This window comes from Flagellimonas marina, assembly GCF_042651185.1.
Lineage (GTDB): Bacteria > Bacteroidota > Bacteroidia > Flavobacteriales > Flavobacteriaceae > Flagellimonas > Flagellimonas marina.
In genome coordinates this window covers 162,956-188,026 of record NZ_JBHSCL010000007.1, presented here as the reverse complement: position 1 = coordinate 188,026, position 25,071 = coordinate 162,956, and the positions used below count along the sequence as shown (strand labels likewise).

22 protein-coding genes and 1 pseudogene are annotated in these 25,071 nt (G+C 42.0%); 10 read left to right on the top strand and 13 right to left on the bottom strand.

Annotated features, from left to right (window positions below):
- Window positions 1-54 precede the first annotated feature (54 nt).
- Both ACFOWS_RS12070 and ACFOWS_RS12065 read left to right on the top strand, forming a co-directional pair.
- Complete coding sequence (locus ACFOWS_RS12070; RefSeq protein ID WP_379764865.1) at window positions 55-1,035, top strand: DNA cytosine methyltransferase; 981 nt, start codon at window positions 55-57, stop codon at window positions 1,033-1,035.
- 2 nt (window positions 1,036-1,037) lie between these two features.
- Window positions 1,038-1,790, top strand: a complete 753-nt coding sequence (locus ACFOWS_RS12065) for a hypothetical protein (RefSeq protein WP_379764863.1) — start codon at window positions 1,038-1,040, stop codon at window positions 1,788-1,790.
- A 24-nt stretch (window positions 1,791-1,814) separates the two neighbouring features.
- On the opposite strand, the gene ACFOWS_RS12060 is transcribed toward ACFOWS_RS12065, so the two are convergent.
- On the bottom strand, window positions 1,815-2,006 hold the full coding sequence (locus ACFOWS_RS12060) for a hypothetical protein (protein WP_379764861.1): 192 nt from the start codon (window positions 2,004-2,006) through the stop codon (window positions 1,815-1,817).
- Window positions 2,007-2,303: 297 nt separating this feature from the next.
- Here ACFOWS_RS12060 and ACFOWS_RS12055 point away from each other — a divergent pair, with 297 nt between their 5' ends.
- Entirely contained in the window at window positions 2,304-2,816 is a 513-nt protein-coding gene (locus ACFOWS_RS12055; protein ID WP_379764859.1) for a DUF3124 domain-containing protein, read from the top strand.
- Window positions 2,817-2,922: 106 nt separating this feature from the next.
- Window positions 2,923-4,590, top strand: coding sequence for a formate--tetrahydrofolate ligase (locus ACFOWS_RS12050; protein ID WP_379764857.1), 1,668 nt, complete (start codon window positions 2,923-2,925; stop codon window positions 4,588-4,590).
- Between the two features lie 139 nt (window positions 4,591-4,729).
- Here the strand turns inward: ACFOWS_RS12050 and ACFOWS_RS12045 are convergent.
- Window positions 4,730-4,930, bottom strand: a pseudogene (locus ACFOWS_RS12045) (His/Gly/Thr/Pro-type tRNA ligase C-terminal domain-containing protein); the annotation flags it as partial.
- A gap of 292 nt (window positions 4,931-5,222) precedes the next feature.
- Between ACFOWS_RS12045 and ACFOWS_RS12040 the strand changes: the two are divergent.
- Window positions 5,223-5,858: a hypothetical protein gene (locus ACFOWS_RS12040; RefSeq protein WP_379764855.1), complete on the top strand. Its 636-nt coding sequence runs from the start codon at window positions 5,223-5,225 to the stop codon at window positions 5,856-5,858.
- A 55-nt stretch (window positions 5,859-5,913) separates the two neighbouring features.
- Here ACFOWS_RS12040 and ACFOWS_RS12035 read toward each other — a convergent pair whose 3' ends face one another.
- Both ACFOWS_RS12035 and ACFOWS_RS12030 read right to left on the bottom strand, forming a co-directional pair.
- Window positions 5,914-7,455 carry a glycine--tRNA ligase gene (locus ACFOWS_RS12035; protein ID WP_379764853.1) on the bottom strand — a complete coding sequence of 514 codons (1,542 nt, stop codon included), beginning with the start codon at window positions 7,453-7,455 and terminating at the stop codon, window positions 5,914-5,916.
- A gap of 36 nt (window positions 7,456-7,491) precedes the next feature.
- Window positions 7,492-8,388, bottom strand: a complete 897-nt coding sequence (locus ACFOWS_RS12030; RefSeq protein ID WP_366585518.1) for a hypothetical protein — start codon at window positions 8,386-8,388, stop codon at window positions 7,492-7,494.
- Window positions 8,389-8,453: 65 nt separating this feature from the next.
- Here ACFOWS_RS12030 and ACFOWS_RS12025 point away from each other — a divergent pair, with 65 nt between their 5' ends.
- Window positions 8,454-9,125, top strand: coding sequence for a ComF family protein (locus tag ACFOWS_RS12025; protein WP_379764851.1), 672 nt, complete (start codon window positions 8,454-8,456; stop codon window positions 9,123-9,125).
- Window positions 9,126-9,194: 69 nt separating this feature from the next.
- Window positions 9,195-10,814: an Ig-like domain-containing protein gene (locus tag ACFOWS_RS12020; RefSeq protein WP_379764849.1), complete on the top strand. Its 1,620-nt coding sequence runs from the start codon at window positions 9,195-9,197 to the stop codon at window positions 10,812-10,814.
- On the opposite strand, the gene ACFOWS_RS12015 is transcribed toward ACFOWS_RS12020, so the two are convergent.
- From ACFOWS_RS12015 to katG, 3 genes are all read right to left on the bottom strand, one after another.
- Complete coding sequence (locus ACFOWS_RS12015) at window positions 10,798-11,574, bottom strand: nitrilase family protein (RefSeq protein ID WP_379764847.1); 777 nt, start codon at window positions 11,572-11,574, stop codon at window positions 10,798-10,800. The two genes, ACFOWS_RS12020 and ACFOWS_RS12015, sit on opposite strands and share 17 nt — an antisense overlap.
- Window positions 11,571-12,050 (bottom strand): ankyrin repeat domain-containing protein, encoded by a 480-nt coding sequence (locus ACFOWS_RS12010; RefSeq protein ID WP_379764845.1) that lies wholly within the window; start codon window positions 12,048-12,050, stop codon window positions 11,571-11,573. The genes ACFOWS_RS12015 and ACFOWS_RS12010 overlap by 4 nt, the downstream gene beginning before the upstream one ends.
- Window positions 12,051-12,152: 102 nt before the next feature.
- Window positions 12,153-14,378, bottom strand: a complete 2,226-nt coding sequence (katG, locus tag ACFOWS_RS12005; RefSeq protein ID WP_379764843.1) for a catalase/peroxidase HPI — start codon at window positions 14,376-14,378, stop codon at window positions 12,153-12,155.
- A 265-nt stretch (window positions 14,379-14,643) separates the two neighbouring features.
- Between katG and ACFOWS_RS12000 the strand changes: the two genes are divergently transcribed.
- Both ACFOWS_RS12000 and ACFOWS_RS11995 read left to right on the top strand, forming a co-directional pair.
- Window positions 14,644-15,249: a DinB family protein gene (locus tag ACFOWS_RS12000; protein ID WP_366585528.1), complete on the top strand. Its 606-nt coding sequence runs from the start codon at window positions 14,644-14,646 to the stop codon at window positions 15,247-15,249.
- Window positions 15,250-15,349: 100 nt separating this feature from the next.
- The gene (locus ACFOWS_RS11995; protein WP_366585530.1) at window positions 15,350-15,880 is read left to right on the top strand and encodes a lipid-binding SYLF domain-containing protein; all 531 of its coding nucleotides are present in this window, start codon (window positions 15,350-15,352) and stop codon (window positions 15,878-15,880) included.
- A gap of 49 nt (window positions 15,881-15,929) precedes the next feature.
- Here ACFOWS_RS11995 and ACFOWS_RS11990 read toward each other — a convergent pair whose 3' ends face one another.
- The 3 genes from ACFOWS_RS11990 to ACFOWS_RS11980 form a co-directional block, all read right to left on the bottom strand.
- A complete protein-coding gene (locus ACFOWS_RS11990) occupies window positions 15,930-16,418 on the bottom strand; it encodes a hypothetical protein (protein WP_379764840.1) in 489 nt (162 codons plus the stop codon).
- A gap of 65 nt (window positions 16,419-16,483) precedes the next feature.
- On the bottom strand, window positions 16,484-17,857 hold the full coding sequence (locus tag ACFOWS_RS11985) for a DUF5689 domain-containing protein (protein ID WP_379764838.1): 1,374 nt from the start codon (window positions 17,855-17,857) through the stop codon (window positions 16,484-16,486).
- A 10-nt stretch (window positions 17,858-17,867) separates the two neighbouring features.
- Window positions 17,868-20,609: a carboxypeptidase-like regulatory domain-containing protein gene (locus tag ACFOWS_RS11980; protein ID WP_379764836.1), complete on the bottom strand. Its 2,742-nt coding sequence runs from the start codon at window positions 20,607-20,609 to the stop codon at window positions 17,868-17,870.
- A gap of 102 nt (window positions 20,610-20,711) precedes the next feature.
- Between ACFOWS_RS11980 and ACFOWS_RS11975 the strand changes: the two genes are divergently transcribed.
- Window positions 20,712-21,752 (top strand): endonuclease/exonuclease/phosphatase family protein, encoded by a 1,041-nt coding sequence (locus tag ACFOWS_RS11975; RefSeq protein WP_379764834.1) that lies wholly within the window; start codon window positions 20,712-20,714, stop codon window positions 21,750-21,752.
- 86 nt (window positions 21,753-21,838) lie between these two features.
- On the opposite strand, the gene ACFOWS_RS11970 is transcribed toward ACFOWS_RS11975, so the two are convergent.
- The 3 genes from ACFOWS_RS11970 to ACFOWS_RS11960 all read right to left on the bottom strand — a co-directional run bounded on the left by ACFOWS_RS11970 (window position 21,839) and on the right by ACFOWS_RS11960 (window position 25,052).
- Window positions 21,839-22,276, bottom strand: coding sequence for a hypothetical protein (locus tag ACFOWS_RS11970; RefSeq protein ID WP_379764832.1), 438 nt, complete (start codon window positions 22,274-22,276; stop codon window positions 21,839-21,841).
- A gap of 94 nt (window positions 22,277-22,370) precedes the next feature.
- Window positions 22,371-24,128 carry a TonB-dependent receptor domain-containing protein gene (locus ACFOWS_RS11965; protein ID WP_379764830.1) on the bottom strand — a complete coding sequence of 586 codons (1,758 nt, stop codon included), beginning with the start codon at window positions 24,126-24,128 and terminating at the stop codon, window positions 22,371-22,373.
- A 93-nt stretch (window positions 24,129-24,221) separates the two neighbouring features.
- Entirely contained in the window at window positions 24,222-25,052 is an 831-nt protein-coding gene (locus tag ACFOWS_RS11960) for a carboxypeptidase-like regulatory domain-containing protein (RefSeq protein WP_379764828.1), read from the bottom strand.
- Window positions 25,053-25,071 lie beyond the last annotated feature (19 nt).

Sequence of the window (25,071 nt, the reverse complement as noted above, 5' to 3'; positions counted from 1 at the left end):
TAGTAAAATTACAAAGAATTAAAAAACATTAGTTTAGATATGTATCTTTGAAATATGTATCAAGAAAAACTAACATTTATTGACCTCTTTTGTGGTATTGGAGGTTTTAGAGTTGCATTCGAAGAGGCATGTTATGAAAATGACATTGTCCCAAAATGCGTATTCTCTTCCGACATAGACAAATTTGCTCAAGATTCCTATGAAGAAAACTTTGGTGAAAGGCCATATGGAGATATCACTAAAATAAACGAGGAGGATATACCTGATCATGATATACTATTTGCTGGGTTTCCTTGTCAGCCATTTAGCATAATTGGTCAAATGAAAGGTCTTTCTGATACAAGAGGAACCCTTTTTTTTGATATAGCTCGAATTCTGAAGGCAAAACAGCCAAAAGCATTTATTTTAGAGAATGTCAAACAACTAGTTGGACATGACAAAGGAAAAACTTTAAAAGTTATCCTCAAATCGCTTAAAGAATTAGGGTATCATGTCAATTACAGTGTATTGAATGCATTGGATTATGGGTTGCCTCAAAAAAGGGAAAGAGTAGTGATTGTAGGCCATAGAGAACCTATAATGTTCACTTTTCCGAATCCCGAAAAACCATATAAGCCTCTTTCAGAAATATTAGAAAAAAATGTAAATAAAAAGTATTTTGCTTCAGACTATATTCAAGAAAAGAGAAAAAATAGCCATAAATCCTCCTATTATCCATCAATTTGGCATGAAAATAAATCTGGAAATATCTGTTCTTATCCATACTCATGTGCCTTGAGAGCAGGAGCATCTTACAATTACCTTTTGGTTAATGGGGAAAGAAGGCTCACACCAAGAGAAATGTTTAGATTACAAGGATTCCCTGACACTTATAGAATTGTAGTAAGTGATGGCCAAGCAAGAAAACAGGCTGGTAATGCTGTTCCTGTAAACATGATCAAAGCTGTTGCTTTAAAATTATTGCCATATGTCGCTATTGGAATGGATCAAACCGCTGTTTTAAGGGAGTATGATTTGCGCTTTAATGCTAGTTAAAAATGGGAAAAAAGCAATCACCAAAACTGAGAACAGTCAATAAATCAATTGCTGCATATCCATTAAATGAATTCAATAAAGACTTCCCATATATTTTAGGCCAAGAAATCGTATACCTACTTTCCAGTAAAGGTCGTGCCGATTTACAAGGAAATGAGTGGGAGCAAATATTTGCTCTTTGCATTGGAGCTGAATGGAAGCCCTCGAATGTTGGTCTTGATGATGTTGTAATGGGTAATACAGCTTGGGGTGCAAAAACAGTCAAATCTGGGGTGAAGGATTTTAGAAATTTAAAACAAGTCCGATTGATTTCTGGAAGAAATTCACCTATTTATTCTTACGGCGGAACTATAGATACTACTATCGAACCAAATCTAATAGGAGAACAAGTTTTGGAAATTTGGAATGAACGCGTTTCCGCAATTCGAGAGAAATACAAACATCTACGTACGGTTGTCTTGGTTAAATCAGACAATCTTTCCCAAGTTGCCGTATTTGAGTTTGACACCATCCGCTACGATGCTGAACTTTTTGAATTTTTTTGGAATCCAAGAGGCAATTTAGAAGGGTTTATAAAGGGAACCAAAGAAAAGTGTTTTGTTTGGCAGCCTCATGGTTCCCAATTTACTATCATAGAAAAAGTCCCAGAGCATACATTGATTCTTAAAATTAAGCAACCTGAAACGCTGGATAAAGAAAAGGTACTTAGAGCAATAGGATTTGATAAATCATGGGTTACCATTGAGAGAAAATAAATTTTTAGACAACAATTTATAATTTTAACCCAAAACCCGCTTTATCCCCTTCAACGCCGTCACTACATCCTGCACTTCAATCTGCTCAAAGGCATCTTTTTCCAAGTAAAACAACATTTCCACGGCCAAATCCAGATAATGGGCCAGGGCTTCGGTGGTGCCGTAGGTGTCGGTGATCCATGCTTGGAGCTGTGCGATTTGGGTTTCATTCAACATGGCGGTAAGATAGTTGGTGCATTTGAGTTTTGTTACTACGAATTAGTAGTTTTTTGTCACCCTGAACCCGCCTAACCGGACGGGTAGGCCCGTTTCAGGGTCGCACCACCAAGGGATGCCGAAACAAGTTCGGCATGACAATGAGAAATTCTATTAATGAACATCCCACGTCCCCTTCGACTGCGCTCAGGGTGACACAGAAAACCCGTCAGTTCGAGTTTTTCCGAAGGAAAAGTATCGAGAACCGGGTTTACAACATTTACTATTCCGTATCTTAGTCAGACCTAACATCATCCTATGCAAAAGTTGGTCTTGATTGTTTTGTCACTGTTTATCTTTTCCTGCGCCGAAAAAGCGCAAAAGGAGGTGAGTTCCATGCATCCGGTAAACTGGAATAACCGCATGGCAACCCTTTCGGCCAGTGATTCCTTGGTACAGGGCATTAGTTACCTTTCTGTGTATTCCCAAATCTATAGTGAAACGGAGCATCGTACACACAACCTTACAGGAACTATCAGTATGCGGAACACCAACCTTAGGGACACCACCTACATCCGAAAAGCGGAATATTTTGACACGCATGGCAATTCCATCCGCACGTATTTTGACAAACCCATCTATATTAAACCCATGGAAACCGTGGAAATTGTGATTGATGAAAAAGACCAATCTGGGGGAACGGGGGCCAATTTCTTGTTTCAATGGTCTATAAAACCCAACACCCACGAACCCTATTTTGAAGGGGTGATGATCTCCACTTCGGGACAACAGGGCCTTTCCTTTACCACAAAAGGCATTCGGGTTGAATAAACCCAGGGGAACATTTGTCTTAGATTTAATTCGCCGATTATAGTATATTGTAAATCAGTTTGGTGGAAGACGAGTTGATTCCTTCAAACACAAAAATTTCTACACTATGACCGATTTGCAAATCGCGAAGGAGGTTGAACTGCAACCCATTTCCGCTATTTCCGAAAAGTTCGGTATTCCCGCCGATGCCATTGAAATGTATGGCAAGTACAAGGCCAAGCTCCCCCTAAAAGCAATTGATAGGGAAAAGGCCAAAAAGAGCAATCTTATTTTGGTTTCGGCCATTTCCCCTACCCCAGCTGGTGAGGGGAAAACCACCATGTCCATCGGCTTATCCGAAGGATTGAATCGACTAAAAAAGAAAACAACAGTGGTGCTTCGGGAACCTTCCTTGGGTCCGGTCTTTGGAATAAAAGGTGGTGCCACGGGCGGCGGATATTCCCAAGTGTTGCCCATGGAAGACATCAATCTACACTTTACTGGGGATTTTGCTGCCATTGAAAAGGCCCACAACCTATTGGCAGCTATTATCGATAACAATATTCAAAGTAAAACGAACTCCCTGCTCTTAGACCCGCGAACCATTGGATGGAAACGTGTAATGGACATGAACGACCGTTCCTTGCGGCATGTGATTGTTGGTCTGGGAGGAACTACTTCGGGTGTTCCCCGGGAAACGGGTTTTGACATTACGGCTGCTTCAGAAATTATGGCCATTCTCTGCTTGGCCGAAAACCTCAGTGACCTAAAAGAACGTTTGGGAAATATTTTTGTGGGCTACACTTTTGACAAAAAACCCATTTATGCAAAGGACCTAAAAGCGGAAGGCGCCATGGCCGCTTTGCTGAAAGATGCCATAAAACCCAATTTGGTACAGACCATTGAGGGGAATCCAGCAATTATCCATGGAGGGCCGTTTGCCAATATTGCACAAGGGACCAATACCGTCATTGCAACACTGATGGGAATGTCACACTCCGACTATACCGTTACCGAAGCAGGCTTTGGTTTTGATCTTGGGGCCGAAAAATTCTTCGATATCAAGTGCCAAAGTGCCGGGTTGAAACCAAAAGCAGTTGTACTTACTACCACTATCCGAGCTCTAAAATATCATGGTGGGGCCGATTTAAAATCACTCACTGAACCCAATGTGGATGCTCTTAAAAAAGGGTTGCCCAATCTGGAAAAGCATTTGGAGAACATTGCCAAGTTTCAAGTGGTTCCCGTAATTTCCATTAATAAGTTTACTTCTGATACTGAGGAAGAGATTCAAGTGATCAGGGATTTGGCAGCATCAAAAGGTATTCGCGTAGCGGTTGCCAATGTTTGGGCGAAAGGAGGGGAAGGCGCATTGGATTTGGCCCAGCACGTCATTGATGTGGTGGAGTCCAACACCTCAAACTTTAAACCCCTGTACGATTGGAAATCCAGTGTTACGGATAAAATAGCCATCATTGCCACCGAAATCTACGGAGCAGAATATGTGGATTACACGGCAAAGGCCAAGGCCAACCTTCGGAAAATTTCCGATTTGGGATTGGAGCAGCTCCCTGTTTGTATTGCCAAGACACAAAAATCATTATCAGACAATCCCAAGTTGTTGGGAAGACCCAAGGATTTTATCATCACCGTACGCGAGATTGAAATTGCGGTTGGTGCCGGATTTTTGATTCCCATCACGGGTGACATCATGCGGATGCCCGGATTGCCTGCGCATCCTGCTTCGGAAGGAATGGATATCAATGAGAATGGAGAGATTACCGGCTTGTTTTAACAATCTACATTGCAAAGATATCACCTAGAATCTTTCGACTACGCTCAATATAAACTTAAGTCGAGAGGTCATTGACCTAATTGCTAAAAAATAGGTCTCGACTGCGCTCGACCTGACACCATTCAGTAAATATGACAAATTAAATCTTCTGCAACCAATACCGCATGTCCACTTCTTTGGAGATAATGTCCTTCACCTCTGAAAGTTTTACACGTTTTTGGTCCATGGTATCCCTATGGCGAATGGTCACGGTTTCGTCTTCCAACGTTTGATGGTCCACAGTGACACAGAATGGGGTGCCCGCAGCATCTTGGCGTCGGTAGCGACGCCTAACGGCATTCGAGTGGAGTGATAATCAATCCCAATACCACTTAGAATAGTTGTATGAAAGTGTTCTCTTATCAGATCAAATAGCCCATAGATGAATTTGCGCATCATACACTTCCCATTTGTTTCGATATTTCTTTCAACTTAGAGCAGAAAGGAAAATCAATCGGTTTAGATAGCATAGATAGACCTGAGCGCAATAAAATTTCAAATGACACGGCCAGTGATTTTCAAAAACTGATAGATCTCTACGCTTAAAAAACTCAACAGTAAAAGATATTTGAAATGAACTCTGAAGTGTATCTATGATGAAATACACCATTAAAAAGTTTGCCGGTCATACCTTAATAGTTTCTGAAGATCCTGAGGTTAATTTTATTGAATTGGTTAAACTATCAAAGAAAATAAAATCTCTTTTCTTTCGGGAAGAAGATTTTACCATAGAAGGAAACCACAAGAAATTTACTATTAAAAATCATTATGATGGATTTTCTTGTGTGTTTATGATTGTTTTCTTTTTACTTTTCTGTATACCCACCGTTTTAATAATCACTAATCCCACAAACATATGGTTCTGGACCACTGAGATTATATTAGGAACTATGATTTTCTTAGTTTTCAGATTCTATAAAACTTCATCGCAAATAATTTTGGACACTGGTAAAAAGATCATCATTATTCGCAAGAACAATATTTTTGCAAAACCAATAAAATCACCAACCATTATCCCCTTTTCTGAGTTTAAAAGGTTTTTTTCAGAGATTAAAGCTGGAGGTATTGGTGCAGCCAGGCACCAAATCGAATGGCAAAGAATTTATATTGAATATAGGAGTCATAGGAAATTTTTGCTCGATATAACCTATGGCCCTAACTATAGATTCCCAAGTCACAGGATCTTTATGGATTGTTTAAGAAGAATTATAAGGTATTATGATAAATAACCTCTTCTTTCATCATGAAAATAATCCAATCCTACTTTAAATACCCTCGTTTTCCTTAAATTTTCTGCAACCAATACCGCATGTCCACTTCTTTGGAGATGATATCCTTCACCTCTGAAAGTTTTACACGCTTCTGGTCCATGGTATCCCGGTGACGAATGGTCACTGTATCGTCTTCCAACGTTTGATGGTCCACAGTGACACAGAATGGGGTGCCCGCAGCATCTTGGCGTCGGTAGCGACGCCCAACAGCATCTTTTTCATCGTAATCCACATTGAAATCCCATTTGAGCTCATCCACCAATTTCTGGGCCACTTCGGGAAGTCCATCCCGTTTGAGCAATGGTAAAACTGCCACTTTGTTTGGAGCCAATACCGCCGGAATCTTCAAAACGGTTCGTGTGGTACCATTTTCCAATTCTTCTTCTTGCAATGCGTTGGAGAAAACGGCCAAAAACATACGATCAAGCCCTATTGAGGTTTCCAACACGTAGGGTACGTAGCTTTTGTTTTCCTCTGGGTCGAAGTATTGCAGTTTTTTGCTTGAATATTTTTCGTGGTTGCCCAAATCGAAATCGGTACGGGAGTGGATCCCTTCCAACTCCTTAAACCCGAAGGGGAACTTAAACTCAATATCAGCCGCCGCATCAGCGTAGTGGGCCAATTTTTCATGGTCATGGAAACGATAGTTGTCTTCACCCATTCCCAAGGAAAGGTGCCACTTCATTCGTTTTTCCTTCCACGCTTCGTACCATTCCTTTTGCGTGCCAGGTTTGATGAAGAATTGCATTTCCATCTGTTCAAACTCCCGCATACGGAAGATGAATTGTCTAGCCACAATCTCATTTCGGAAAGCTTTTCCAGTTTGGGCAATTCCAAATGGAATTTTCATCCGTCCTGTTTTTTGGACGTTTAAAAAGTTGACAAAAATACCTTGGGCAGTCTCTGGTCTTAGGTATAAATCCATGGCACTGTCAGCAGAAGCACCTAGTTTAGTGCCGAACATAAGGTTGAACTGCTTTACATCAGTCCAGTTTTTGGAACCGGAAACCGGGCAGGCAATTTCCAATTCCTCAATCAAAGCTTTTACATCGGCCAAATCTTCATTTTCCAAAGATCGGGCCATGCGCTTCAGGATGGTATCCGCCTGTTCTTGGTAACCCATTACCCGTGGGTTGGTCGTCAAAAATTGTTCCTTATCAAAACTATCACCAAAACGCTTTTCGGCTTTAGCAACTTCTTTTTCGATTTTAGCTTCAATCTTGGCTACATAGTCCTCGATCAAAACATCGGCACGGTATCTTTTTTTGGAATCTTTGTTATCAATCAACGGGTCGTTGAAGGCATCCACGTGGCCCGAGGCCTTCCAAGTGGTGGGATGCATGAATATGGCAGCATCGATGCCCACAATATTCTCATTGAGTTGCACCATGGCTTTCCACCAATATTCGCGAATATTCTTCTTTAGCTCGGCACCGTTCTGTCCGTAATCATACACTGCACTGAGTCCGTCATAAATCTCACTGGATTGAAACACGTACCCGTATTCCTTTGCGTGGGAGATAACCTTCTTAAAAATGTCTTCCTGATTTGCCATTGGGCAAAAATAGAATTTTACCCAAAAAGAAGTACGTTATTTTAGCTGAAATTCTGTGGAAGCGAGCAATCTTTCGTCCTCAAAAACATTAAGGGTATAAATTCCTTCCAGCAAGGAACCTTCTGGAACCGTAATGGCATCACAAATACTGATTTCCTTACCCGTGTAGACAATCTCCACTTTTTTACTGTATGTATTCCCACTCACGGAAATGGTATTGGCGTTGTCTTCAATAACGGCCATGTTGGGGTCTAAAAATTGGAGATAGAGTACTTTTACATCGCCTCGTTCATTGGGGTCGCTCAGGACAGTAACGCAACCTCTGAGTTTTTCAATAGTGGATGCTTTGTTGGTTTTTATGGGTCTTCCTGCTCGCAGTCGGAAACCGCTGCCTTCGGCATCCTGTAATTTTAGATAGCTTTTTATGCGAAGTTCACGGGTAAGCTCCCTGTTGGTTTCACGCAGCAATGATTCTGTTTGCTCCATGGAACTGGCTTTTCCCCGGAGTTCCTCAAGCTGTCTGCGGGTCTCTTCATAACGACTTGCCATTAAGCTGTTGTTATACCGTAGGAAGTTGTTTTTGAGTTTTAAGCTATCAAACCGAATTTCCAGTTTTCGAAGCTCTTTTCGGGTCTCCTTTAATTTGGTGATGCTGAAATTGAGCCTTCCCACAGAATCCAACAATTGCTGTACCCTAAATCTGGATGTTTGCAGTTCAATTTCGTTGACTTCATTAAGTCCGGATAAACGGTCTACTTCGGCTTTCATTAAGGTAAGGTCCTTTACCAAAATGGATTTCTCGTCCTCCAAAAATGACATTTGGTTCTTGGACTGTGCATAACTATAATAGAAAGCTATGAGAATACCCACGATGACCGCAACAAGTGCAGCAAAGATAATCTTGTAGTTGAAATTGTTATCTTGGGGACCCATGGGTTAATAGACTTGTCTAACGCATATAAGATTTGATACCAAAAAGGTTGGCTAAGATACTAAACGTGATTAACAACATCCTATTGCCACAGGTATGTTTTGGATGTAATACCCAATTATTTGGGGGAGAACACATTTTGTGTGCCGTTTGTCGACATGATGTGCCACTCACCGATCATAACTTTCTGGAAGAAAACACAGTAGACCGTATATTTTATGGGAGAATTCCTATAAAAAAGGCCGCCGCCTTCGTTTTTTTCTCAAAAAATGGGATTGTAAAAAACCTGTTGCACTGGTTAAAATACAAAAATCAGGAACAAATTGGAGGGTTTTTTGGTGATTGGTGCGGTGCTCTTTTGAAAAATGATGGGACTCTTAAAAAAGTGGATGTTGTGGTACCTGTTCCCTTACATCGCAAAAAATTGAAAAAACGAGGATATAACCAATCAGCTTTGTTTGCCAAAAAGATAGCCTCTTCCATTGGGGCCGATTACCGGGATGATCTGCTTCTGAAGACCATAAACACAAAAACACAAACCAAAAAAGATAGACAGTTGCGTTGGGAGAACTCCAAAGAGGCGTTTCAACTTAACCCCAAGGCTGATTCCTCTTTCAAACATGTGCTTTTGGTAGATGACGTCATTACCACCGGCGCTACCATAGAGTCGTGTGCAAAAGCGCTCTTGCAACTTAAAAATGTTGATGTTTCCGTGCTTAGCATTGCGGTTGTACCGTAGGGTTAAAATTTGTGAATCCTTGGCCCAATTTTTTAAATTAGTTGTTTCTTTGCCCCATTGGTTTTGAGTATGGCATACATCAAAAAAATACTGGGTTTTCTGTTTTTTGCCTTTGCGGTACTGGCTCTTTGGCAATGTGCTCAAAGAGGTTCGCCATCAGGAGGTCCGGAGGATATTACCCCGCCAAAACTGACCCGCGCCGAACCCGAAAATTTCTCCACCAATTTTAAGTCTGAAAAAATACGGCTCTATTTTGATGAGCTCATCAAGCTACAGGATGTGCAACAACAACTGGTGGTTTCTCCTCCTTTAAAGCACCAGCCTGAAATTACACCACAAGGTGGACCTAGAAAATTTATAGAAATTATCCTAAAGGATACCTTACGGGAAAACACCACCTATACCCTAAATTTTGGGCAAAGTTTGGTGGACAATAACGAAGGGAACCCGAACAGCTTTTTAACTTACGTATTTTCCACAGGAGACTATATTGATTCCTTGACGTTGAGTGGTGCGGTGAAAGATGCCTACAACCGAAGAGCTGATGAGTTTGTGAGTGTTATGCTGTATGAAATTGATACGGCCTATACGGATTCCACGGTGTACAAAAGCTTGCCCAATTACATTGCCAATACAGGCGATAGTTTGCCACTTTTTGAATTAAAAAACCTGAAATCTGGCACATATGCACTTTTTGCCTTAAAGGATCAGAACAAGAACAATCGGTTTGATCAACGTCTGGATAAAATAGCATTCCTAGAGGATACCATTTCTCTTCCCACCGACTCTATTTACTTGCTCAATCTATTCAAAGAACTACCTAACTACAGTGTTTCGGTGCCCAGTTATGTTGCCAAAAACCGTATCATCTTTGGGTATCAGGGCAATCATGAGGATATTACCATAGAGAGCTTGACCGAACTTCCAGATTCTGTGCAGACCGTAATTCTTAAAGACCGGGAAAAGGACACCTTGAATTATTGGATCACTCCCACCGATTTGGACTCGATAATTTTTACGGTATCCAACCAAAAAATGGAGTTGATCGATACCTTCACGGTTAAAACACGAAAATTACCTTTGGACTCCCTTACCTTAAGTTCGGGTGTTAAAGGTAAATTTAATTTTGAGGATACCTTCAGTGTATTGGCAAATACTCCGATTGCTTCGGTAGACTCCACCAAAATTGGACTTGTATTGAACGATTCCTTGATTGCGCCCTACAGCTATTCTTTGGATTCATTGGGCAACAAGATTGATTTTGATTTTGATATTGAACCCAACCAAAGCTACCGTTTTGCCTTTCTTCCCGGTGCCGTAACCGATTTTTTTGGTATTCAAAACGACACATTGGACTATACCATTTCAACTGGAAGCTATGCAGATTACGGAAATTTGCGCTTTAACCTTAGTGGAGCCACCCGGTATCCGGTCATTGTGCAACTCCTGAACGAGAAAGAAGAGATTCAGCGCGAAATTGCAGCGACCCAACCCCAGACATTTGAGTTCAGTAATCTTAATCCTGGAAATTATGTTGCTCGTGTTGTGTTTGATGACAATGCCAACGGAAAATGGGATACGGGAAACTACCTGAAAAAAATACAACCTGAAAAAATCAGTTACTATCCTGATGTAATTGAAGTACGTGCCAACTGGGAAAAAGAAGAAAACTTTATCCTAGTAGAGTAAACTGGTCTCGATCTTCCAAAAACCGCAATTTATTTCGTGTGGTTTCTATATGGTTCTTGTCCAATGTGACATACAAAATCTCTTCTTCATCTGAGTAGGCCAACTGTTTCCCTAAAGCGTCATACACTGCCGAATGTCCTGGATATTCATGCTCCAAATCATCCAAGCCAATCCTATTTACGCCAATTGTATAGGCCAAATTTTCAATGGCCCTTGCTTTAAGAAGTGTATCCCAGGCAGAAATCCTTGGCTTGGGCCAATTGGCCACATAGATAAGTGCATCGTATTCCTCCACATTTCTGGACCATACCGGAAATCGAAGATCGTAACAAATCATTGGACAGATTTTAAACCCTTTGTAATCCACGAACAACTTTTGCGTGCCTGCCTCATAGACCAAATCTTCACCAGCCAAGCTAAAAGTGTGCTTTTTGTCATAGGTTTTTACATCACCATCAGAAAAAACAAAAAACAACCGGTTAAAATATCTATTGTCCTCATGATACACGATACTTCCCACTAAGGCAGCCTTCTTTTGTTTGGCCAACCTTTGCATCCATGCAATAGTTGCATCACCCTCGGGATGTGCAATGTTCTGCGGCTCCATGGTAAAACCTGTAGTGAACATTTCTGGAAGAACGATCAAATCAACGTCATCGGGGATGGAAGCGATTTTCTCTTGAAACATAACCCTGTTGCCCAAAGGGTCTTCCCAATACAATGGGCTTTGAACAAGTGCTATTTTTAGTTTTGGTATCATGTGGTTTTTTTCAATAATTCCACTAAAGGTTGGATTCCTTGCTCTTGCGCATAGTCTAAAGCAGTGTTGCCCCTTGCATCTTTTATGGAAACCGTGGCTCCATGTTTCAATAGCAGTTTCGCGATCTCTTGACGGTTGAAGGTGACAGCATAAATAAGACAAGTAGACCCCATTGCATTGATATGGTCAATATTGGCTCCTGCGTGTATTAATTTTTCCGCAATTCCAGTATATCCTTTAAAGCAAACTCCCATTAGGGCCGTATTGCCCGATCCATCTTTGGCGTCCACCTCCGCTCCTTTCTTCAATAAAAAGTCCACCATTTCATCATGGCCGTAATACGCCGCCAACAACAAGGGTGTTGACCCCCGCTGGTCTTTGGATTCCAACAATTTGTGGTTTTTTTCCAAAAGGTCTTTCACCTGCTGTGTATCACCGCTTCGAATATGATTGAATAAATTATCCGTGTTGCTCATCTATGTGTGGAAGTTATAAAAAAACTGCCACAACCTATGGGGGATGTGGCAGCTTGTCAAATTAATTTTCTTTTTCTTACTGTACTATAGAAATGCTTTTTTCTAATTCAAGTCAAAGCGATCCAATCTCATCACCTTGGTCCATGCCGAAATAAAATCAGAAACAAACTTTTGTTTCCCATCTTCAGCAGCATATACTTCAGCCAAGGCTCTTAAGATGGAGTTGGAACCAAATACCAAATCAGCTCGGGTACCCGTCCATTTTACATCACCGGTTTCACGATCACGGCCTTCATACAATGATTTTTCCTCATTAACAGAACTCCACTCAGTGGACATGTCAAGCAAGTTCACAAAGAAATCATTGCTCAATACCCCAACATTATCGGTGAACACTCCGTGTTTAGAACCGTCAAAATTAGCGCCCAATACACGCAGACCACCAACCAAAGCAGTCATTTCTGGCGCGGTAAGGGTCAATAATTGGGCTTTATCCACCAATAAATGTTCGGCAGGTACCTTAACACCTTTCTTCACATAGTTACGGAAGCCGTCATATTTTGGCTCCAAATCGTTAGTGGACTCAATATCGGTCTGATCCTGACGGGCATCGTTACGTCCGGGTTCAAAAGATACTTCGGTTGAAAAGCCTCCGTCTTTAGCTGCCTTTTCTACAGCGGCCGTTCCTGCCAAAACAATCATATCAGCCAAGGAAATTTTCTTGCCTCCACTTGCATTGCTGTTAAATTCGTTGGCAATACCTTCCAGCACTTTAATTACTTTTCCTGTATCCTTGTTCACTTCCCAACCGTTCATTGGTTCCAAGTTGATACGTGCACCATTGGCACCTCCTCTTTTATCTCCTCCGCGGAAAGTGGAAGCTGAAGACCATGCTGTGTACACCAAATTAGAAATGGAAAGCCCGGAATCCAAAACTTTTGTTTTCAACGCTTTTACATCAGAAGCATCCACTAAAGTGTAGTCTACTGCTGGAATGGGGTCCTGCCATTCAAACTCTTCTTTTGGCACTTCAGGTCCAAGGTAACGGGAACGTGGTCCCATATCACGGTGGGTCAACTTAAACCAAGCACGGGCATAAGCATCAGCAAAGGCCTGTGGATTTTCCAAAAATTTACGTGAAATCTTTTCATAAGCCGGATCAAAACGCAACGACAAGTCGGTAGTCAACATGGTTGGTTTTTTATTGGGTCCACCGAAGGCATCAGGAATAATGGCTTCTGCATCTTTGGCCACCCATTGATGTGCCCCGGCCGGACTTTTAGTCAATTCCCATTCATATTTGAACAAAAATTTGAAGAAATCATTACTCCATTGTACGGGGGTAGAGGTCCAAGTTACTTCCAAACCAGAGGTAAAGGTATCAGGGCCTTTTCCTGAACCATTTTTATTGAGCCATCCAAATCCTTGCAATGCCAAATCCTCCGATTCTGGGTCAACGCCCACCAATTCGGCATCGCCATTACCGTGGGTTTTACCTATGGTATGACCTCCCGCAATAAGGGCCACTGTTTCTTCGTCATCCATGGCCATTCGTTTAAAGGTCTCACGGATATCATGTGCCGCTGCAACTGGATCAGGGTTAGCGTCCGGTCCTTCAGGGTTTACATAGATCAACCCCATTTGCACCGCCGCCAAAGGGTTTTCCAAATCGCGTTCTTCTTTATTGTGGGAATAGCGGCTGTTGGGTGTGTCACTCAAGGCCAACCACTCTGTTTCGCTTCCCCAGTATACGTCTTGGTCGGGTTCCCAAACATCTTCGCGTCCTCCCGCAAAACCAAAGGTGCGGAATCCGGTTGACTCCAAGGCTACGTTTCCAGCTAATATCATAAGGTCTGCCCAAGATATTTTCTGACCATATTTTTGTTTGACGGGCCACAATAGACGACGAGCTTTGTCCAAGCTCACGTTATCTGGCCATGAGTTTAGAGGCGCAAAACGTTGCTGACCACGACCTCCACCGCCACGACCATCTCCAGAACGATACGTTCCGGCACTATGCCAAGCCATACGGATAAACAAACCGGCGTAACTGCCAAAATCGGCAGGCCACCAGTCTTTTGAATCGGTCATAACATCCAAAAGATCTTTTTTGAGTGCTGCATAGTCCAATTTTTTGAACTCTTCGGCATAGTTGAACTTTTTCCCAAGTGGATTTGATTTCTCTGAATGCTGGCTTAAAAGCTCCAGCTTAAGTCGGTTGGGCCACCAATGCTCATTTTGCGTGCCACTTCCGGCCACTTGTTTCATTTCCCCATTCAAAAAAGGGCAAGAGCCTTCACCTGTTCCGTTAGCCATTTCTTTACTCATTTTATTCGTATGTTTTATGTTTAATTTCAGTCCCATAAATTTACAAAATTGCCTACCAGGAGCATAGACAATTGATATTAAAATATTATAAAATCATAGATTTATCTTATTTTATAAATTAAGTTTCATAGATTTTATCTTTTGCTTAAACACCCCGCATTTTGGCATAATCACCCCCTAAAAGGGTGTTTATTTACATTATCTTTACGATGGATTCCACTTTTGATCCGAAAACACTGTCTCAACAGACACAAAAACCACACAAATGAAAAAATTTATTCTACCCGCAGTAGCCTTGGTGCTCTTCAGTTTCAGTGCTGATAGCCCCAAGCTTACCGATGCAGAACGTGAAATGGTGAACAAGCACCTCACCGAAACGCGAGATCACATGCTGAATGTCTTGGACGATTTAACGGATGAGCAGCTCAACTTTAAACCTGACGAGACCACTTGGTCCATTGCTGAAGGCGTTGAGCACCTTGCCGTTGTTGAAAGTACTTTTAGGGGCTTGATCGGTAAAACTGTAGCTGCCGGACCCAATCCTGCACTAAAAGATTCGCTGGCCTTTAAAGATGAACAAATCATGCCCGTAATTACAGACCGAAGCAATAAAGTGAAAACTTCCGAGCCCTTTGAACCCAGCGGCAAATTTGGTTCCCATGAAGAAACATTACAAGCCTTTTTGGAGAAGCGAAGTGAGCTCATTGACTACGTAAAAACCACAGACGACGATTTAAGGAACAGGTACAATAAAGACCTTCCTTTTGGAACCGTTGACGGGGTTCAACTCATTATGTTCACCGCCGCACATACGGAACGTCATGTGTTGCAAATGGAGGAGGTAATGGCCCATTCTGATTTTCCCGAATAGACAAAACCATAAGCTTTCATTAACAATAATTGGCAAACCCTTTCCATTTTGGAAGGGGTTTGTTGTTTAACTTTGGGAAACACTATAAAACAAGAACACTATGAAAGTTTTAAAATCAATTTTGCTGGTGGCATTGGTAGTCTCTACCACCAGTGTTTTCGCCCAAAATAAAAAAGATAAAAAAATTATGGCTGATGCTGTGGAAGCAAAGCAAACACTTTTGACCACGGTTCCCGGATTGGAAAGTTTTTTTGAAAACTCAGCCGGTTATGTCATTTTCCCCAATGTTGGAAAAGGAGGTTTTATCATTGGTGGTGCCTCTGGAAACGGCGTTGTTTATGAAGGTGGCGTGGCCGTAGGCATGGCCGACCTTAAAAAATTGAATATTGGTTTGCAAGCCGGCGGACAAGCCATTATAGAGGTTATCTTTTTTGAGACCCCAGTTGACTTACAGCGTTTTAAGGAAGAAAAGTTCCAATTTGCCGCAGAAACTTCCGCCGTTGCGCTTAAATCTGGTATTGCTTTTAATGCCAAGTACAAAGATGGTGTTGCCGTTTTTGCGTTGCCAAAAGCTGGTCTTATGGCCGATGCCTCAGTGGGGGGACAAAAATTTGGGTACAAACCGTTTTAAAGACGTAGACCTTATACAAAAAAAAAGCCCCGATACGGGGCTTTTTATATTAAAACTGATATCGTATGCCAAGACCTAAATCAAAATCAAAGCCATCTCCGTAAGCATCATCCCCAAAACCAATTTCTGGTCTCATATCCAAGGACAAAAGCAAAGGAATCTTGAAATTATATTCCAATCCAATATTCCCAGCCAGCAACGCAAAAGTGTCTGACCCACCAAAATCATAGTCCACATTGCCTAAACCTGCACCGGCTCCTACATACCAATGAAATGACTGGTCTAAAGGCATCACCCATTGGTAAAGACCTACAGCCTTGAAAGCATCATAAACATCTTTTTGACTTCTTATCCCCAAATCAAATTCCAATCTATTGTTTTGTAAAATACCTAATTGGTAACTGATTTCCGCTCCTAAGGAATCAAACCCGTCATCATCACCTATACGGATCCCAAGAGCATTTTTTGATGTACGCTGTGCCTGACATTGACATATCAGGGCAACACCGAACAATATTGCAAATGTTAGTTTTTTCATTTAGTTAAAAGTTTAAGGTTCAGTACAATATACATAGTTTTTTTCACCTTCTTATAATGGTATTGTTATTCCTTTTTGCCCGGTGTAAAATCTTCAGGGGCATTTTGGGGTTGCTGTATGGTCCCTGCATCACCTGTATCGTTATAAACGGTCCATTCTGAAAAAGAGTAGACCGGATTTCCCTCTACTATTTCTGGATTGCGAACAGCCCGACCGTCCTCAAATTCATGGTTGGTGCCCGTACCATCTTCCCCAATAACTCCAAACACATCGATCACCTTACCGAAGGGGTCTACCAATTCCAGATTATCGTCGCCATTGGAATCTGCCGGGCTGTTGGTGGAAACACCCAAATCTGGTGGGAATCCATAGACCATTTCAAAACTTTCAGCATCTGGCGAAATCACCAAAGTGCTTTCAGGGTCAATGATTAGCCCGGATAAATCAATGGTGGAACTTACCTCGGTATTGTCATTGGTATAGCGCCGAAGTGTCCATAGGTTTAAATCCAATGGTTCTGTTGCTGAATTGTAGAGTTCCACAAAACGTGTGTTGATATCTCCCGTGGAATTATCTGGATCCGCCAATTCTGAAATAAAAATTTGGGTTGATGTGAATTCAGTAATGATTTCTGGGCAGCGATCATTTGAAAAGTCAAGGTCTCCCAGACCACGAATTACCAATTGATGTTTCTTTCCGTCTTTGATTAAAACCCCAGTGACCGACCCATTGTTTTCCGGAAGCAACTCGGCCTGAAAGTCGGAATAACCACTGTTCAGCATTCCAATTTCATCTTCCATGCAGTCTTTTAGGATTCGCTCCGTTTCCTCTTCGGCAATGGCAAACGATTGTCCTAATTCATCTTCCACAAATTCCAAACTATCTATTTGGACCAAGGTGTTCCAAGGAACATTTTCCAACTCAGCAATTGTGGTTTTAACAGGCTCAACCACACCATTGTCGTCACAGGCCAAAAAAATATGCTCTGGAACCTTCAGTCCGGGCAAACGACCCACCGAAATATTCCCAAAAGACGTGAACGTTCCTCCCAACTTTATAACATCACCACTTTTTCCCATATACAAGCCTTTCAACTTTACTAACACCTTGCTTCCTTCGGGATAAAACAAATAGGATTCCCGGAAATCAATTTCAATCTGGATACCCATAGTGGGGTTTTCTGGAGCATCTTGTAGGTACAGCACATTGAAAAAGTTCCCCGCTTTGTCAGAGGAAATCACATAACCTTCTAAAATTAAATCGTCATGAACCTGAACAACCTCATCCTTAACCAACTCATCCAGCTCAGAAAAGGTTAGGTTGGGTTCCAAATTGGTATCACATTGGGTTTTGGGCGTGTCAAAATCTACGCTTCCCACGCAAGATGTCATCAAAATCATACTAAAAAGAACTGCATAGCGGTATCGTTGTCCTCTCATATTTTTAGTGTTAAAAACTGATTGCCAGGTTTAAAAAATAGGTTCTTCCATAGCTGTACCAATATTTTGGCGCGAAGGATGGGGTACCGCTCAAATTATCTTGTTGCAATTGTCCAAAATTGCCATTACGACTTTGTTCATATCCTCCAGTCCTAAAAACCGAATCAAAGAGATTGTTGATACTTACAAAAGCACTGATGTATTTTTTGCCCCACAGCCACGATTTGCCCCCAATGAGGTTAAGCAGGTAGATATCATCTAAGGGCTGCTGTTTCAAAAGTGCTTCAACATTTTCGTCTGTGGCATCAGGAAAGGGCTCGCCGGTGTCTGGGTCCAAAAGAAAGCTTGGCGTACGCGTGATGGTGGATATATTAATGTAATTATTGGTAAGGTAATTCGCCGTAGCGCCAACCCACCAATATTTTGGAGCTCTGTATTCCACCCCTAAGGCAAGGGCAGTCTGTGGGCCTTGGGCCAATTTTAAATCCTTTAGTTCGGCAATGCCCAAATCGATGGTGCCCTCCTGGGCTATGAGTTCTTCTTCTGCCCCAGCCGTATCGAAATTTATTTGAACATAGGGGTCGCTGGCGTACACGTAGTGTCCAAAATTACCAACAGCGGTTATTTTTACGTTGGATGACGCCTCATATTCTAAACCAAACTCGATTCCTTTATGCAATTGATCTAAACCCGTTATCACCTCCTGCACAAAGTCGGAGCCCAGACCCGAGTCCACAAAAAAGAAATTGATGTCGGTTCTATTTTGAAAGCGGGTGTAGAATGCACTTATCCGTCCGGTTACATCGGGCAATCTGATGAAATAATTCAAATCTATAGTGGTGATGGTCTCTTTTTGAAGGTCGGGAACAACGGCATTGTTTTCCCTTGGATTGATAAAGGTGTTTTGGAGTGTAGGCGCGCGTTCAATTTTTGCGCCGTTTGCCGTAAACCAATGCCGCCCCGTAAAAAAGTAGGTGAGCCCTCCTTTTAGTCGCACGGTGGAGAATGCTACTTTTTCACTTGGTCCAAACGAACTGTCCAAAAAGCGTTCATTGGTGAACAATCCGTTTCGTTGCACAGAAAAACCGGTCATGGAAGCCGAAGCAAATCCACTCCACTTTTTGGTCGATACGGAAGCTTGACCAAAAGCTTCAAACTGAGAGGCATCCAAGCTATAGTGATAATTAAAAATTTCTCCTTCAATTTTTTCCAAACTGCCGTTGGCATCATTCAGGGTATTGGAAAAAGCATCAATATCCTCATGAAACTCAGCGCCCAACAAATCCTGAATCTTGGCATAGTTATCTGACGACAATTTTCTATAATTACCCCCCAAGCCCAAGTTGATCATCTCATTAAGATGGTAGTCTAAATTGGTTGAAAATGTCATTTGGGCATCTCTGGCAACATCGTTGTAAAGCACATAGGCGGCTTTACCATTGGTGTTGGGATTGGTATTTGCGGCATAGAGTTGATTCCAATCCATTTGAGGGTTGTCCAAAAGAGCCTCCTTGGCCAGATTTGCATTGATAAAGTCGGCCCCGATAGAGCTGTTGATGTAATAGCTGGGCAGATATCGATAGTAGGTAGGGTCTGGGTTTGGTGCATTAAAATAGCCCAGTCGGCTCCTTGCATTGGACCCAAATTGATAGGCAACACCCAAATTCCAGTCCAACCCCTCTAGGTTTAATTTGTAGTTCAACAAGAACAGGGGTTCAAAAATGTCACGCTCCCTAGAGTTTCGAATTCGTCCGTCTTGGATGCCCCAATAGGGATTGTATTGATTCCTCATAAGTTGGAAAGCTTCTTCGGTAAGTGCCGAAGAACGACCCCTTCGATTTCGCGCCAAAATGGAGGTAAGGATAATACTGTTCCTAGGATTAAATTGGTATTCCAAGGAGCCAAAAAAGGAGTAGGCGTCATACAATGTACCCTCTACAAAGCCTTCTTTGGCCCATCTCCGAGAAGCGGAAAAGGTGTAGGCCAATCCCTTTTTTCCCAAACCTGAATTATACGTAGCCATCAGTCTACCTCTATAGGTTCGGTTGGATGCAGAACTGGACAAACGGATGCCCGGCCTCATCCCAGACGGACTTGTATCAATATTTGTAGTACCCAAAACCCCTCCAAAAGCATGCGTGTTCTCCGTTAAGCCATAGGTATATTCCTGATTTCGGACCACATCATTGAGTCCACCCCAATTGTTCCATTGCGGTCTTCCATCAAAAAATTTGTTCATGGGAATACCATTTACCAAAACACTGCCGTTTTGGGAATCGTACCCGCGCACCTTAAAGAATGCCTGGCCAAAATCGAACGCAGCCCTATTCAGGAATATATCCTTGGTGGATTGCAATAATCCCAAGGCTCCCGAAACAGATTCTCCATCATCTAAAAGGTCACCATCCGTAAGCGTGATCAAATTGTCCGTTTTTTCCCGTTCAATGTCTCTTTCCAATAGAATCTTACCCAAGTCAATGGTTTCGCCAGACAGATATATCGAAAAGCGTTTGGTAATAAAGTCCAGTGCGGAAATGGACAACAAAACATCCCCAGAATTATGAATCTCAAACTCAAAACTCCCGTCTTCATTCGTAAAAATTTCTTGGGATAGGGCTTCTGCTGAAATTTTAGCATTGTGGATGGGTACATTTGTCCCCTTTTCTTGTACGCGCCCCATAATGGTAGTGCCCTGTTGTCCATATTGCAAATTGAAGCAACAGAACAGAGCCAAGAACATGGCTGTTCTCATAGCCGTTGAGTAGGTTAATTAATAAAAAGGGGTTGTAATTGCCTTACAGGCTGCGCGATAATTTCGCAATCTTACTTATTTTAGGGGCAAAATCAAAATAAAATGCGATTATTAATATGCCTACTTGTATTAATATCGACCTCACTTTATGGACAAACGTCCAAAACCTACACCCTAAGAACCATTGCGTTCTATAATGTTGAGAATCTTTTTGATACGGAGAACGACTCCCTCACTTTTGATGATGAACGCACACCCGAAGGAAGTTATCATTGGACCCATGAGCGGTATCTCCGAAAGATTGAACATGTTACAAAAGTGCTTTCCAAGATAGGGGAGGACACGGCCAAAACTTCACCGGATGTTATTGGATTATGTGAAGTGGAGAATAGAAAAGTTGTTGAAGATCTAATCCTACATCCCAATTTAAGGGACAAGAATTACGGGGTTGTTCATTTTGATTCCCCTGATGCCCGTGGGATTGATGTGGCCCTGCTCTATAAAAAGGCTTCGTATCTGCCCAGTTCATTTAAAAGTCATCGGCTTTTGTTGTTTGATGACCTTGGCGAACGCGTTTATACCCGAGACCAATTGGTGGTTGGTGGACGTATGGATGGCGAGGATGTCTACTTTGTGGTGAACCATTGGCCGTCACGAAGGGGTGGTGCTTCCAAAAGTAATCCCAAACGGGTGCGGGCCGCACTGTTGAACAAGCGAATCATTGATTCCATCCAAAACCTGAACTGGAAGGCCAAGATTATTTGCATGGGTGATCTAAATGACGACCCACGAGACAACAGTCTTAAAAGTATTTTGAAAACGAAGGGGAAAACCAAAGAACTGGACAGTTTGGACCTCTTTAATCCCATGGAACAATTGTACAAAAAGGGAATAGGTTCCTTGGCGTATCGCGATAAATGGAATTTGTTTGACCAATTTTTTATGACCGCCAATTTGGTCAATAATGAGAAACAAACCTTATCCTATTGGAAAGCGGGTATCTTCTCCCCTTCCTTTATGAGAACCAATGACGGAAAATATAAAGGGTATCCCTTAAGAACATATTCTGGAGGAAGCTATACGGCAGGATACAGCGACCATTTTCCGGTGTATTTGTTTCTGATTAAAGAAAAAGACCGTTAGGCGTCACATTAAGCGCAGTCGAGATGGTTTTATCTATCTTTCGACTGCGCTCAAGATGACAAAACCTTAATTCTTAGCAAGGTGGTTTAGGCAAACCATTGCCCCCAAGGAATGCGGCTAAGGATCAACAGCAACCCAAGGCCATAGAAAATGGTAATGGTCTTGAACTTTTTATTGCTTTCCATAAACTTTTTATGGCGAGACCACCCAATGGTGATCAAGGCAAGTGCAATAATGTTTGTGAACGGATGTTCCAAGGCCAGAAGACGAGCGGGAGCATTAAGTCCACCCATGCCCAGAGCTTGTATGGCCTTTAGGCCGTTTGCCGAAACGAAGTACAGAATAAGTCCCACCAAAAGCTGAATGTGACTTAAAATTAGCGCGAAAAGACTTATTCTAAGGTCCTTCTGCAAGGTAAAGTCCTTTTTGCCAAGCCAGCCCATGATAGCATTTACAACAGCAATGATGAGTACAGCCAATACAATGTAGGCAAGATACGAATGTAGGTTCTTGATAATTTCCATTTTGAGTGTAGTTTTTCGGTTTTAAAAATAACGAATTTGAAAATAAAAAAACCCTGCCGGTTGGCAGGGTTTCCTATATTTTTTTGAGATACAATTAAAAATCGTAACGCAATGTAACGTTCCAGGTTCTTCCCCAACCAAAGTATCCTTGGTTGGAAACTGCAATCCCTTCATAAAGCTCATCACCAGCTTCGGCAAAATTGGCCGTGGTCAATCTGGAGATATATTCTTTATCCAATACGTTGTTCATATTGGCCCTGATCTTTAGGTTTTTGGTTTTGTCAATTCCAACAGGAAGGTTAAAAGTAACCCCTGCATCCAACAAGCTGAAGGATGGCAGCTCCAAGTTTTCCTTGATAGCCCCAACATCTGCATACAGGTTGTCATAGTATCTGAAATCAGAATCAATGGAGAACATGTTGGAAATTCTGTATGCAAAGCCAAGACCTCCAGAAAGCTGGGCAGCACCACCTACTTTACCTCCATCAATATCTTGGTTCTCGGTGCTAATTACGTTACGCTCTTCGTCTGTCACTTGGGTTACGGTCTCGCCTTTGTACTGCCAATCTCCTATAGAAGCGAAAGCATTAAGGCTAAGTCCGCTACAAGGTCTTACTTTAGCATCCAACTCTATACCACTGTGCAACTGCTCTGCACCAAAGTTAGAAGTAAATGTAACCACATCGTCTACAACATCTGAACTGGTCACTACACGATCTTTCCATGAAGTGCGGTACAGGTTTATATTACCAGAAAAAATAGAGCTAGAGTATCCATAACCCGCTTCCAAACCAAAGATTTTCTCATTTTCGGTCAACGGATTTATTTGATTGGTAAAGTTCAAATAAATGTTATCGTGATACGGTTGACGATTATAGTATCCTGTGTTGAAGTAAAAACTGTGTTGGTCAGTTGGGCTATAGCTGAATCCACCTTTTGCATTATATCCAAAGTTGTTCACTTTTTCTGAATCCACCCCTGGCTCTATCCCGGCAGGTAGTGGAGTTCCTGTCCATTGTGGAGAAGTACCATCGATCAAAGATTGATCAGCGTACTGGTATGGATCAAATCTTTGGTGATACTGATTGGATATAGACCCTTGGAAGAAAGCAGAAAACTGATCGGTAGCGTACTCTAACTGCGTGAACAATCCTCCGTAAGAAATACGCTCTTCGTTGTTATAGGCAATTTTTTGCTCTTCTGGATAGCTATTGAAAGCTGCAGCCCATCCTGATGGTCTAAATGACTCAGTAGCAATTACTTGCTTGTATGTACCAAAAGTACCATAAGTCTGATGGTCATTATTTTGATCTCTCAAACGAATATTCTCTTGCCATGAGTTTAGGCCGTGGAAGTTAGAAACCACCCTAAAGTGTTTTCCATAATAGGTTCTTAGATCAAAACCTACGTTCCAAGTCAAATTATCAGATAATTGCTTTTCAAAGTTTGAAATCAACCCATACCAGTTGTGCAAGTTCATGGATGCTCTAGTAATATACCCTCCACCTGCAGCAAAATAGCCGCCGGCACCATTAGGTACACTGTTATTGAAAGCGTAGATAGCGTCATAGTCTATATAGCCATCATCTGTTCTAATTCGGTTACCACGATCTCCGGTACCTCCACCATTACCCCAAGAGGCATACAAAACCGTAGACAAACTAGTGGATGAATCAATGTTCCAGTCCCAGTTGAGGTTAGCAACAGGCTTGTGATAAAAGTTTCTCCTTTCAGTAAGGTATTGGCCATTATAAGTACCCCAGTTATTATTGTATCGCAATCCATATTCCAAATAGTCAGCAATGGGCTTAGTAAAGTTTTGGTCATGGAACTGAGGTGCACCAGTAATCAAAAAGTTGAAGTTATGGCTGTCGTTTGGTGTGTATCCAACCGAAATGAAATAGGTCTGACCTTCACCAAAATTACCTTCATTATATCCATCTCCTTACCAGTGCGAAAGCATTACACTCAATCCCCAACCCTTGTCAGAAATACCGGTGTTGTAGCCAGCAGAAGTTTTAATATAGTTGTTGTTGGCCACAGTGGCATATCCAAAGCCTCCTTCATTCATTTCAGTGGCTTTTGTCACGAAGTTCACTGTACCCCCTACTGAAGAAATAGCCAATTTTGAAGATCCCAAACCTCTTTGAATCTGTACTCCAGAGGCGATATCGTTCAATCCAGACCAGTTTGACCAGTACATCAATCCATCTTCCATACCATTGATAGGCTGACCGTTTAAAAGGAAAGCGGTATTGTCTTGGTCAAAACCACGCACTCTCATGTTGGTATCTCCAAATCCGCCTGACTGTCCTGATACATAAACAGAAGGGGTGTTTACCAAGGTCATGGTAACGTCTTGTGTACCAATTTTTTCTTGAATGATCTTTACGGGAACGGAAGAAACCGCAATTGGGGTTTTTCTATCAGCAGCAAGGTCGATAATACCGGTACCTACCACTACTACGCCTTCCAATTCTTCGGCATCGGGCTGTAGGGTAATGGTCCCTACACTGCCAGTAGAACTAAAACTAATGTTCTTCTTAACAAATCCAATATAAGAAACCACCAAAGTCCCGGAAGCTTGGTTGACTTCCAAGGTGAAGTTTCCATCAAAATCAGTAGAGGTACCAATGGAAGTACCCTTAACCACCACGCTAGCACCAGGGAGCGGGCCACCAAGCTCGCCGTCCACTACAGTACCAGTAATTGTTCCTTGTGAAAAAGCCATTGCGGACACTAAAATCGCTACAATAGCCAAGTAGATTTTTTTCATTATTCAATGTTTAAGTGTT

Excerpts from the sequence above, each read along its gene's own strand:
- ACFOWS_RS12070 (WP_379764865.1), top strand. The coding sequence starts at position 55 with ATGTATCAAGAAAAACTAACATTTATTGACCTCTTTTGTGGTATTGGA.
- ACFOWS_RS12065 (WP_379764863.1), top strand. The coding sequence starts at position 1,038 with ATGGGAAAAAAGCAATCACCAAAACTGAGAACAGTCAATAAATCAATT.
- ACFOWS_RS12060 (WP_379764861.1), bottom strand. The coding sequence starts at position 2,006 with ATGTTGAATGAAACCCAAATCGCACAGCTCCAAGCATGGATCACCGAC.
- ACFOWS_RS12055 (WP_379764859.1), top strand. The coding sequence starts at position 2,304 with ATGCAAAAGTTGGTCTTGATTGTTTTGTCACTGTTTATCTTTTCCTGC.
- ACFOWS_RS12050 (WP_379764857.1), top strand. The coding sequence starts at position 2,923 with ATGACCGATTTGCAAATCGCGAAGGAGGTTGAACTGCAACCCATTTCC.
- ACFOWS_RS12040 (WP_379764855.1), top strand. The coding sequence starts at position 5,223 with ATGATGAAATACACCATTAAAAAGTTTGCCGGTCATACCTTAATAGTT.
- ACFOWS_RS12035 (WP_379764853.1), bottom strand. The coding sequence starts at position 7,455 with ATGGCAAATCAGGAAGACATTTTTAAGAAGGTTATCTCCCACGCAAAG.
- ACFOWS_RS12030 (WP_366585518.1), bottom strand. The coding sequence starts at position 8,388 with ATGGGTCCCCAAGATAACAATTTCAACTACAAGATTATCTTTGCTGCA.
- ACFOWS_RS12020 (WP_379764849.1), top strand. The coding sequence starts at position 9,195 with ATGGCATACATCAAAAAAATACTGGGTTTTCTGTTTTTTGCCTTTGCG.
- ACFOWS_RS12015 (WP_379764847.1), bottom strand. The coding sequence starts at position 11,574 with ATGATACCAAAACTAAAAATAGCACTTGTTCAAAGCCCATTGTATTGG.
- ACFOWS_RS12010 (WP_379764845.1), bottom strand. The coding sequence starts at position 12,050 with ATGAGCAACACGGATAATTTATTCAATCATATTCGAAGCGGTGATACA.
- katG (WP_379764843.1), bottom strand. The coding sequence starts at position 14,378 with ATGAGTAAAGAAATGGCTAACGGAACAGGTGAAGGCTCTTGCCCTTTT.
- ACFOWS_RS12000 (WP_366585528.1), top strand. The coding sequence starts at position 14,644 with ATGAAAAAATTTATTCTACCCGCAGTAGCCTTGGTGCTCTTCAGTTTC.
- ACFOWS_RS11995 (WP_366585530.1), top strand. The coding sequence starts at position 15,350 with ATGAAAGTTTTAAAATCAATTTTGCTGGTGGCATTGGTAGTCTCTACC.
- ACFOWS_RS11990 (WP_379764840.1), bottom strand. The coding sequence starts at position 16,418 with ATGAAAAAACTAACATTTGCAATATTGTTCGGTGTTGCCCTGATATGT.
- ACFOWS_RS11985 (WP_379764838.1), bottom strand. The coding sequence starts at position 17,857 with ATGAGAGGACAACGATACCGCTATGCAGTTCTTTTTAGTATGATTTTG.
- ACFOWS_RS11980 (WP_379764836.1), bottom strand. The coding sequence starts at position 20,609 with ATGAGAACAGCCATGTTCTTGGCTCTGTTCTGTTGCTTCAATTTGCAA.
- ACFOWS_RS11975 (WP_379764834.1), top strand. The coding sequence starts at position 20,712 with ATGCGATTATTAATATGCCTACTTGTATTAATATCGACCTCACTTTAT.
- ACFOWS_RS11970 (WP_379764832.1), bottom strand. The coding sequence starts at position 22,276 with ATGGAAATTATCAAGAACCTACATTCGTATCTTGCCTACATTGTATTG.
- ACFOWS_RS11960 (WP_379764828.1), bottom strand. The coding sequence starts at position 25,052 with ATGAAAAAAATCTACTTGGCTATTGTAGCGATTTTAGTGTCCGCAATG.